We start from the raw sequence: 8,549 nt of genomic DNA on the forward strand, positions 1-8,549 counted from the left end.
TCCGGGAGTGTCGCGTCGTAGCCGGGTGGTGTGGCCGAGAGCCTTGCCGAAGGCCCGCCGGGTCTTGTGCTCACGCCGGAACTCTTCGGTTGCCGCGGAGTGGTTCCGGCGCCGTGTAGGGTCACGCATCCACGCTAATTCAACGGTCGTAAAAATCTCCAGTTGAGCGTATTTCATTCCTTGATTGTTCTCAGGGGGTTCCATGATCGGAAGGCCGGGTATGCCATTGTCGGGTTGAGGGGGATCACACACATTCGAATGGCAGATGGCGAGTATTCGGATAGCCATGAAGTGGTGGCGGATGGATCCCGGGAGGCGATCGTCGTGCTTACCGCGCCACGAGTTCGTTGGCCGTCTTGCTGTCATCGGCATGCGAATGCGCCGGAACGATGTTGCGCTGTCGTAGCGGGGCTTCTACTGGGTGATGGGGAGCGACTGCGTGTGACGGCGCCATGATCTGGCCGGTGCGGGCCGCGGTGGACCGGTGGCTGCGGAGGGTGGTCAGCGGGTGTTGCGGAGGTCGGCTTCGATGGCGGTTGTTGTGGCCAGGAGGCGGGGGAGCAGGCGGTCGCGCATGTCTTCGACCGGGGTGCGGCTCGCGTGTACCGAGATGTTGACTGCCGCGACCACTGTGCCTGTTCGGTTGCGGATGGGGGCGGCCAGGGAGCGGAGGCCCTCTTCGAGTTCCTGGTCCACGATGGCCCAGCCCTGGGTGCGGATGCGATCGAGTTCGGTGTGGAGGGCTTCTGGCTTGGTCAGGGTTCGGTCCGTCAGGGGCAGGAGGTTCACGCGGGCGAGGAACGCTGTGATTTCCGGTTCCGGTAGGTGCGCCAGCAGGATGCGGCCCATCGACGTCGCGTACGCCGGGAAGCGTGTGCCCACGTTGATCGCGACCGTCATGATGCGGCGGGTGGGGACCCTCGCGACGTAGAGGACGTCGTCGCCGTCGAGGACGGAGACGGAGGATGACTCGTGGATGTCGGCGACCAGGGTTTCGAGGTGGGGCTGGGCGACCTCGGGCAGGGACATGCTTGAGAGGTACGCGTAGCCGAGCTCCAGGACGCGCGGGGTCAGCGAGAACATGCGGCCGTCTGTGCGTACGTAGCCGAGGTCTGTGAGGGTGAGCAGGAAGCGGCGGGCGGCGGCGCGGGTCAGGTCGCAGATGCGTGCCACCTCGCTGAGGGTGAGCTCGGGGTGGTGGGCGTCGAAGGCGCGGATGACCGCGAGTCCCCGTTCGAGGGACTGCACGAAGTGTGGTTCGCGGTCGCTCACAGACCGGGGTCCTCCTCCTCGGCGAGGACCTCCTGGGCGATCTTGAAGGCCGCGTTGGCCGCCGGGACGCCCGCGTAGACACCCGTGTGGAGCAGGACCTCCGCGATCTCGGCGGGGGTGAGGCCGTTGCGGCGGGCGGCGCGGACGTGCATGGCGATCTCGGCGTCGCAGTGCAGGGCGGTGAGGACGGCCAGGGTGACACAGCTGCGCGTACGCCGGTCGAGGCCCTCCCGTCCCCACACGTCACCCCACGCCGAGCGGGTGATGTAGTCCTGGAACGGGGCCGTGAAGTCCGTGGTCGCCGCCACCGCCCGGTCGACGTGCGCGTCGCCGAGCACCTCCCGGCGTACGGTCATGCCCTTGTCGTAGGGGTCAGTCATCGAGGGCCTCCAGCAGCAGTCGGTTGACCTCGTCGGCCTGTTCGTAGGTGGCTAGGTGTGCGGCGGGCGAGAGCACTTGCAGCCGCGCGCCCGGGATGGCCGATGCGATCGCCGAGCCGTGGGACGGTGGGGTCGCGGGGTCTTGCGCGCCCGCGATCACCAGGGTCGGGGCGGTGATGCGGAGCAGGTCGGCGCGCAGGTCCATGTCCTCGATCGCCGCGCACGCTCCGGCGTACCCGACGGGTGGGGTGGCGGCGATCATGCCGCGCAGCCGGACCACCTCCCGGGGGTGTTCCTGCGCGAAGCCGGCGGTCACCCACCGTGCCACCACCGCGTCCGCGACCGCTCCCGTCCCGGACGCCAGCACGGTCGCTGCGCGTTCGGCCCACGCCGACGGTGGCCCGAGCAGCGCGGACGTGCAGCACAGGACGAGCCGGTCGACCCGGGCAGGTGCGTTCGCCGCCAGCCACATCGCGGTCATCCCGCCGAGCGACAACCCGCACACATGGGTACGCGCGATGCCGAGGTGGTCCAGCAGGTCGAGCGCGTCCCGGCCGAGGTCCTCCAGGGAATACCTGCCCTCGGGTACGCCCGAACGCCCGTGACCCCGCGCGTCGTACCGGATTACGCGGAACCTGCGCGCGAGTACGGGCAGCTGCGGGTCCCACATCGACAGGTCCGCCCCGAGCGAGTTGATCAGCAGCAGTGGCGGCCCGTCCACCGGCCCCGCCAGCTCGTAGTGGGGGATCATCGGCCCGGCGCCCGGTCCGCCGGCGCCCGGTCCGCCGGCGCCCGGTCCGCCGGGGCTGGGTTGGCTGGGGCTGGGTTGGCTGGGGCTGGGGTGGTGGGGTTTCTGCTGGTCAGGACGCGGTTGATGAGGGCTGAGGAGCTGCCGATGTAGCCGCCGGGGTCGAGCAGGCCCGCCAGCCGGGCGGGCGACAGGTGCGCGGTGATGGCCGGGTCCGTGGCCAGGTCGCCGCGCAGGACGGCCTCGCGGACCACGTCGTGGGCCTTCGCGCCGAGCATCGGCCGCAGCGCGCCCGCGACCCGTTCGGCGAGCAGGGCGCCGTGGGTGAGATCCAGGTTCGCGCGCATCCGGTCGGCGTGGACCTCGAGACCGCTCAGGCTTTCCTTGATGCTGTACGCGGCAGAGCCCGCCGCCACCAGCAACGCCCGCAACGGTTGCCACTCGGCGTGCCACGAGCCCGCCGCCCGCTGGTGCTCCTGGGGCATCGCGGAGAGCAGCATGGCGACCAGCGCGGGAGTGGTCGCCGCGGCTGCTGCGGCGCTGACCGCGTGGATCGGGTTCCGCTTGTGCGGCAGCGTCGACGAGCCCCCGCCCGCCCCGCCCTCGGTCAGCTCCCCGACCTCGGTCTGCGCGTAGAGCGTTATGTCCCGGGCCACCTTCCCGATCGCCCCGGCCGCAGCCCCCAGCGCCCCGGCCAGCTCGGCGATCCTGGTCCGCTCGGTGTGCCATGGCAACTCCGGCTCCACCAGCCCCAGCAACTCACTGAACCCCGCCACCACCGCCAACGCCCTGACCGGCTCGTAAGCAGCGCCATCACGCCCGCCCTCTGAGCCGGGCCCACCCGGCGAGCCGGAGTCGTCCGAGGAGCCGGGCCCGCCCGACGTGCCGGAGCCGTCATCCGAGCCCGCGCGGGTCCGGGAGTCGGAATCGGGGGCGGAATCGGGGGCGGGGGCGAAGTCGGGAGCGGGGGTGAAGCCGGCGAGCGTGCCCACGGCGCCGCCGAGTTGGACGGCGAGGCGGGTTTGCTGGACCTCGGCGAGGCGGCGGCGGGCGGCGTCCAGGCCGCTGAGCCAGCCCGCGGCGACCAGACCGAACGTGGTCGGCAGCGCCTGTTGCAGCAGGGTCCGGCCGGCTACCAGGGTGTCCCGGTGCTGGTCCGCGAGGGAGGCGGCAAGCGAAGCCGCACCGTCCAGGTCGATCAGCAGCGCCTCGATAGCCCGGTGCGCGACCAGCATGGCGGCGGTGTCGACGATGTCCTGGCTGGTGGCGCCGCGGTGGACGAGCGCGGCGGCGTCACCGGTGAGCGCGGCCCGGAGCCGTGCGACCAGGGGCACGACCGGTGTTCCCGTGGCCGCCGCCTCCGCGCTGAGGGAGGCGATGTCGACCCGGAGCCCCGCGCAGGCCCTGGCCACGGCCCGGGCGTCCGAGTAGCTCGCCAGGCCGGCCCCGGCCGTGGCCAGCGCGAGTGCGGCCTCCGCGTCGAGCAGGGCGTGGATCCAGGCCGGGTCGCTGACCTCTAGCCATACCGGCCCGGCGGCGAGCACCCCGTCGAATAGCCCCCGGGAGGGCAGCGCGGCCTCGGGGAGCCCCCGGTCGGAGAGCCGCCCCGCCCAGGGCCGGTCACCGCCGGGCGGGCCCCAGCCGGGCAGGCGTACACCAGTGTCAGAAAGTGAAGAAGACTGTTTCATCGTCGCCCTGCAGTCGGATGTCGAAGCGGTAGCCGTCGCCGTCCGGTGCGGCGAGCAGCGTGTGGCGGCGGGCCTCGGGGATGCTCTCGAGGACCTTGTCGGCGGCGTTGGCGGGGGCCTCGTCGGCGAAGTAGACGCGGGTGATGACGCGGTCGAGGAGGCCGCGGGCGAAGACCGACACGGCGATGTGGGGTGCCTGGCCATCGACGGGGCCCGGTTTACGCGTACATATCGCCCATTTGCCCTCGTCGTCGGTGCCGCAGCGGCCGAAGCCGCGGAAGCCATGGGTGTGGAACCTGCCGTCCGGGTCGGCCTGCCACGTCTCGACCAGCGCGTCCGGCACCAGGTCGCCGTTGCCGTCGCGGATCTCGCCGCGCAGCCACACCGCGCCGGATGCGTCCGCCGGCACGACGAAAGGTCCCTCGTCCCAGCTCAGGCCGATCGAGAGGTACGGCCCGACGGTCTGCGACGGTGTGGTCACTTGGTCTCCCACGGGGTTGCGGAGTCGCCGGAGAGCACGATGTCGAAGCGGAATCCCAGCGCCCACGAGTCGATCGTGGCGCCGAGGTCGAAACCGGCGACCAGGCGATCGCGGGCGAATTCGGGGACGGAGTGGTAGATCGGGTCGAAGGCGAACAGCGGGTCGTCCGGGAAGTACATCTGCGTGACGAGACGCTGGGTGAAGGCGCGGCCGAAGAGGGAGAAGTGGATGTGCGCGGGACGCCAGGCGTTGGGATGGTTGCCCCACGGGTAGGCGCCCGGCTTGACCGTGACGAACCGGTAGCGGCCCTCGTCGTCGGTCAGCGCCCGGCCGACCCCGGTGAAGTGCGGGTCCAGGGGCGCGTCGTGCCGGTCCCATTTGTGCAGGTAGCGCCCGGCGGCGTTGGCCTGCCAGACCTCGACGAGCTGGTCGCGGACGGGTCTGCCGGCGGCGTCGCGGACCTGGCCGTGCACGATGATCCGCTGGCCCTGCGCCTCGCCGCCCTTGCCGTCCAGCGTGAGGTCGGCGTCGCCGGACGCGACCGGACCCTCGCCGAGGGCCGGGCCCGTGAGCTCGCTCAGCGAGCCGGGCAGCAGGATCGGGGCCTGCAGCGGGGCACGCAGGACGGTCGACTTGTAGCCGGGGGACAGCAGCGGGGGGTGGGGGCTGGTCATCACAACTCCTTGCGCAATCCGACGTAGTTCTCCGCGAGCGTGGTGGCGGCGGCCTCGGAACCGGTGACGTACGCGAGCTCGGCGAGCTGCAGCCGGTGCCCGAACGCGTCCTGCGAGCCGGGGCGGTGCAGCATCGAGGTCATCCAGTTCGAGAAGCGCTGCACCTGCCACACCCGTTTCAGACAGGTCTCGGAGTACGCGTCCAGCAGCTGCTCCGAGCCGTCGCGGTAGTAGGCGACAAGGGCCTCGGCGAGCACACGTACGTCGGCGACCGCCAGATTGAGCCCTTTCGCGCCGGTCGGCGGGACGATGTGCGCCGCGTCGCCGGCGAGGAACACCCGCCCGTGACGCATCGGCCCGGTCACCACGCTGCGCATCGGGGTGACGCTCTTCTCCAGCACAGGTCCAGCCTGCAACGCCAGACCGAGCCGGGTACGCAGTTCGTCCCAGATCCGCCCGTCCGGCCAGGCCGCGGGGTCGGTGCCGGGCGGGACCTGCAGATAGAGGCGCACAATCTCCGGGGTACGCATGCTGTGCAGCGCGAAGCCCCGCTCGTGGTACGCGTACACCAGCTCCTCGTTGGCCGCGGGCGCCCGGGCCAGGATGCCGAGCCACGCGTACGGATAGTCGCGCTCCCACCGCTGCGCGGCCCCGTCCGGCAGCGAGGCGGCGGTGACGCCGTGCGACCCGTCGCACCCGGCCACGAAGTCGCAGTCCAGTTCGCGGGTCACGCCCTCGTGCACGTAGCGCAGGGTGGTTCCGTCAACCCCGGTGACCTCGGCGTCGAAGTGCAGGGGCAGCGCGGAGTGCGTACGCGCGGCTATGAGGTCCTTGACCACCTCCTGCTGGCCGTAGACGGTGATGGTCCGCCCGGTCAGCTTCTCGAGGTCGATCCGGTGGCCCGCGCCGTCGAAGCGCAGCTCGATCCCGCGGTGGACCATGCCCTCGCGGCGCATCCGCTCGCCGACGCCGAGCTCGTCGAGCAGCGCGGCGGTGCCGTGTTCGATGACTCCGGCACGGACGCGGCCCTCGACGTACGCCCGGGAGCGGCTCTCCAGAATCACCGAGTCGATGCCGGCGCGCTCCAGCAGCCGCCCGAGAACCAGCCCGGCCGGCCCGGCTCCCACGATCCCGACCCTCGTGCGCACGCCGCCTCCTGGCATCGCCTTCGTGTTCTCCCTGAGAACTTACGTGCGTTCTGCGCACAACAAAAGCCCCGCTGCAGTCAGGTTGTGTCCGGGATTTCGACGCCGCCCTGCGACGCTCGATCTGGGCGATCGGCTCCTTACTCGGCCGGTCCTTACGCACGTGGGGTTTGGTCCTGCCTGCCTCATCCAGGGTGACCGGTTGACGGCGTAACCGGCCTGCGTGAGGGTTCGCGACGTTCCCGGCCTCGTCGGGCACGCAGGTCTCGTCCCACGTCGGCGAGGTCAGCAACTGCTGATGATCAACCTCGAGACGAGCCTGCATCGACACTGCGCGTGCGCAGAACAACAACCCCCGCGCCCCGGACGGCGATGTCCGGGGCGCGGGGGTTCTGGTTGGCGGGATCAGGACGCGGGGTCCCAGAGGAGCTGGTCGTCGACGATGCTGGTGGTGCCCGAGGTGAGGGTGATGTCGGCGGCGGAGTTCCAGTCGGCGGCCTGGTGGGCGTACTGGGTGCGGTCGGCGACTGTGAAGCTCACCTTGTAGACGCCCGGGGGGATCTGGCCGCTGAGGTCGTAGGTGCCGTCCTGCAGCGTGGTGGTCTCCGACTCGTTGGCGGTGTCGACGTTGGTGACGCGGACGGTGACCCCGGCGGCAGGCGCCCCCGCGGCGCCGGTCAGCCGGCCGGTGACCCCGGCGAGGGCGATGGCCCGGTCGTCGACCCGGATGGTCCTGCGGGCCGGGACGAAGAATTCGGTGGCCTCGTTGGAGCGGAACGTGTGCGGGACGTATTCGAAGTAGCGGCCCACCGCGTAGCTCACGATGAACGTCTGGTCAGCCTGGACCCGGAGCCGGTAGGTGCCGTCGGCGCTGGTGCGGGCGGTGTGCTGCGCGGCGGTGTTGACGTTGGTGGCGTAGATGTCGGTGTTCGCGGCCGGGGCGCCGTCCGGGCCGAGGATCCGGCCGGTGATGGTCCCGGTCACGGTGACGCTGGAGTGGTCCGGGGTGGCGGCGAGCGCCGGGCCGGCGGTGATGGTCAGGGCGACGGTGGCGGCCAAGGTGGCGGCCAGAGCGAATGTCCTCATGGCGAGGACGCTAGGTCGCGGCCGATGCCCCCGGCGGAGGGAACGGTCGGTGGTGGCACGAATCCGGGAGTGTCCACAAAAGACTTAACCTGCAGGTCACCGCGTGTTCAGACGGGCGGTGATCGCGGTTATCGCGGCGTCGCGGGCGGAGTTGTCGCGGGACCAGACCGCGGTGGTCAGGTCCGGCAGGACCATCAGGACCAGGGGGCGGCGGCCCGTCGCGGTGATGCGGAGCCGGGCGGGGCGGTCGCCGTGGGGCTCGACGCTCTCGATGGCGGCGAGGGCGATGCGCTGCGTCGCTCCGAGGTGGAGCAACGGCGTGAAGGTGAGCTCGTCGTCGGTCAGGGCCAGGGTGCCGCCGAGCAGGGAGACGCGCCAGGCCGACCGGCTGGCGATCCACTGTTGAGTCATCACCCGGGCGTACCCCGCGGCGGCGGGAGCGACACCGGTCAGGCGTGGTGCAAGCGGTGGAACGCGCGGATCGCTCCCCGGACCGTGAGGGCGATCGCCAGGGCGCACAGGGCGCGCTGGAACGTCGTGTGGCTGTCGCCGCCGAGGAACAGCAGCGCCAGCAGGCCGGTCAGGGCGATCGTCAGCACGATGTAGAGCGCGAACAGGGCCGGCGCGACCCGGGGCGGACGCGACGGCAGTGGTGCCGGTGGGAGCGGAACGGGGAGTGGGGCGGGGGCGAAACCCGCCCAGCTCGCGTCGCGGTCGCCCGGGGTCATCAACAGGCCGTGGCGCATCGATGCCATGCTCACGGCGGCGACCGACGCGGGGGTGACCGCTGCGAACTGGTCGGCGCTCAGCGGAGGAAGCCCGGCCAGCAGCTCAGCGGCCAGTGCGGAAAGCCTGTCCGGGTGGGAGGCGGCCTGCGCGGGAGGCGCGTCCAGGCGGGAGAGGGCCAGGTGGATGTGGGCCGGGTCGAGGCGGCCGACACGGATCTGCGCCAGGACGTCGATGAACTCACCGAGCACGGCGTCCGAGCCGTTCGTGGCCACCGAGCCGTTCGTGGCCACCGAGCCGTTCGTGGCCACCGAGCCGTTCGTGGCCACCGAGCCGTTCGTGGCCACCG

General features: G+C 71.6%; 9 protein-coding genes and 1 pseudogene. All 10 read right to left on the minus strand.

Annotated elements, in window-relative coordinates:
- Positions 1-501: 501 nt before the first annotated feature.
- Positions 502-1,272 carry an IclR family transcriptional regulator gene (locus tag Ahu01nite_RS48855; protein ID WP_203843630.1) on the minus strand — a complete coding sequence of 257 codons (771 nt, stop codon included), beginning with the start codon at positions 1,270-1,272 and terminating at the stop codon, positions 502-504.
- A complete protein-coding gene (pcaC, locus tag Ahu01nite_RS48860) occupies positions 1,269-1,652 on the minus strand; it encodes a 4-carboxymuconolactone decarboxylase (protein ID WP_203843631.1) in 384 nt (127 codons plus the stop codon). Before pcaC ends, Ahu01nite_RS48855 begins: the two co-directional genes overlap by 4 nt.
- A complete protein-coding gene (gene pcaD, locus Ahu01nite_RS48865; RefSeq protein ID WP_203843632.1) occupies positions 1,645-2,403 on the minus strand; it encodes a 3-oxoadipate enol-lactonase in 759 nt (252 codons plus the stop codon). The genes pcaC and pcaD overlap by 8 nt, the downstream gene beginning before the upstream one ends.
- Positions 2,400-4,088, minus strand: a complete 1,689-nt coding sequence (locus Ahu01nite_RS48870; protein ID WP_203843633.1) for a lyase family protein — start codon at positions 4,086-4,088, stop codon at positions 2,400-2,402. The genes pcaD and Ahu01nite_RS48870 overlap by 4 nt, the downstream gene beginning before the upstream one ends.
- On the minus strand, positions 4,063-4,569 hold the full coding sequence (gene pcaG / locus Ahu01nite_RS48875; protein WP_239159774.1) for a protocatechuate 3,4-dioxygenase subunit alpha: 507 nt from the start codon (positions 4,567-4,569) through the stop codon (positions 4,063-4,065). Before pcaG ends, Ahu01nite_RS48870 begins: the two co-directional genes overlap by 26 nt.
- Complete coding sequence (pcaH, locus tag Ahu01nite_RS48880; protein ID WP_203843635.1) at positions 4,566-5,243, minus strand: protocatechuate 3,4-dioxygenase subunit beta; 678 nt, start codon at positions 5,241-5,243, stop codon at positions 4,566-4,568. The genes pcaG and pcaH overlap by 4 nt, the downstream gene beginning before the upstream one ends.
- Positions 5,243-6,391, minus strand: coding sequence for a 4-hydroxybenzoate 3-monooxygenase (locus tag Ahu01nite_RS48885; protein WP_203843636.1), 1,149 nt, complete (start codon positions 6,389-6,391; stop codon positions 5,243-5,245). The genes pcaH and Ahu01nite_RS48885 overlap by 1 nt, the downstream gene beginning before the upstream one ends.
- 402 nt (positions 6,392-6,793) lie before the next feature.
- The gene (locus tag Ahu01nite_RS48890; protein WP_203843637.1) at positions 6,794-7,474 is read right to left on the minus strand and encodes a carboxypeptidase-like regulatory domain-containing protein; all 681 of its coding nucleotides are present in this window, start codon (positions 7,472-7,474) and stop codon (positions 6,794-6,796) included.
- A 96-nt stretch (positions 7,475-7,570) separates the two neighbouring features.
- Entirely contained in the window at positions 7,571-7,885 is a 315-nt protein-coding gene (locus Ahu01nite_RS48895) for a hypothetical protein (protein ID WP_203843638.1), read from the minus strand.
- A gap of 38 nt (positions 7,886-7,923) precedes the next feature.
- A pseudogene (locus tag Ahu01nite_RS48900) lies at positions 7,924-8,549 on the minus strand (hypothetical protein); the annotation flags it as partial.

It is taken from the genome of Winogradskya humida (assembly GCF_016862215.1).
In the GTDB taxonomy this organism is placed as follows: Bacteria; Actinomycetota; Actinomycetes; order Mycobacteriales; family Micromonosporaceae; genus Actinoplanes; species Actinoplanes humidus.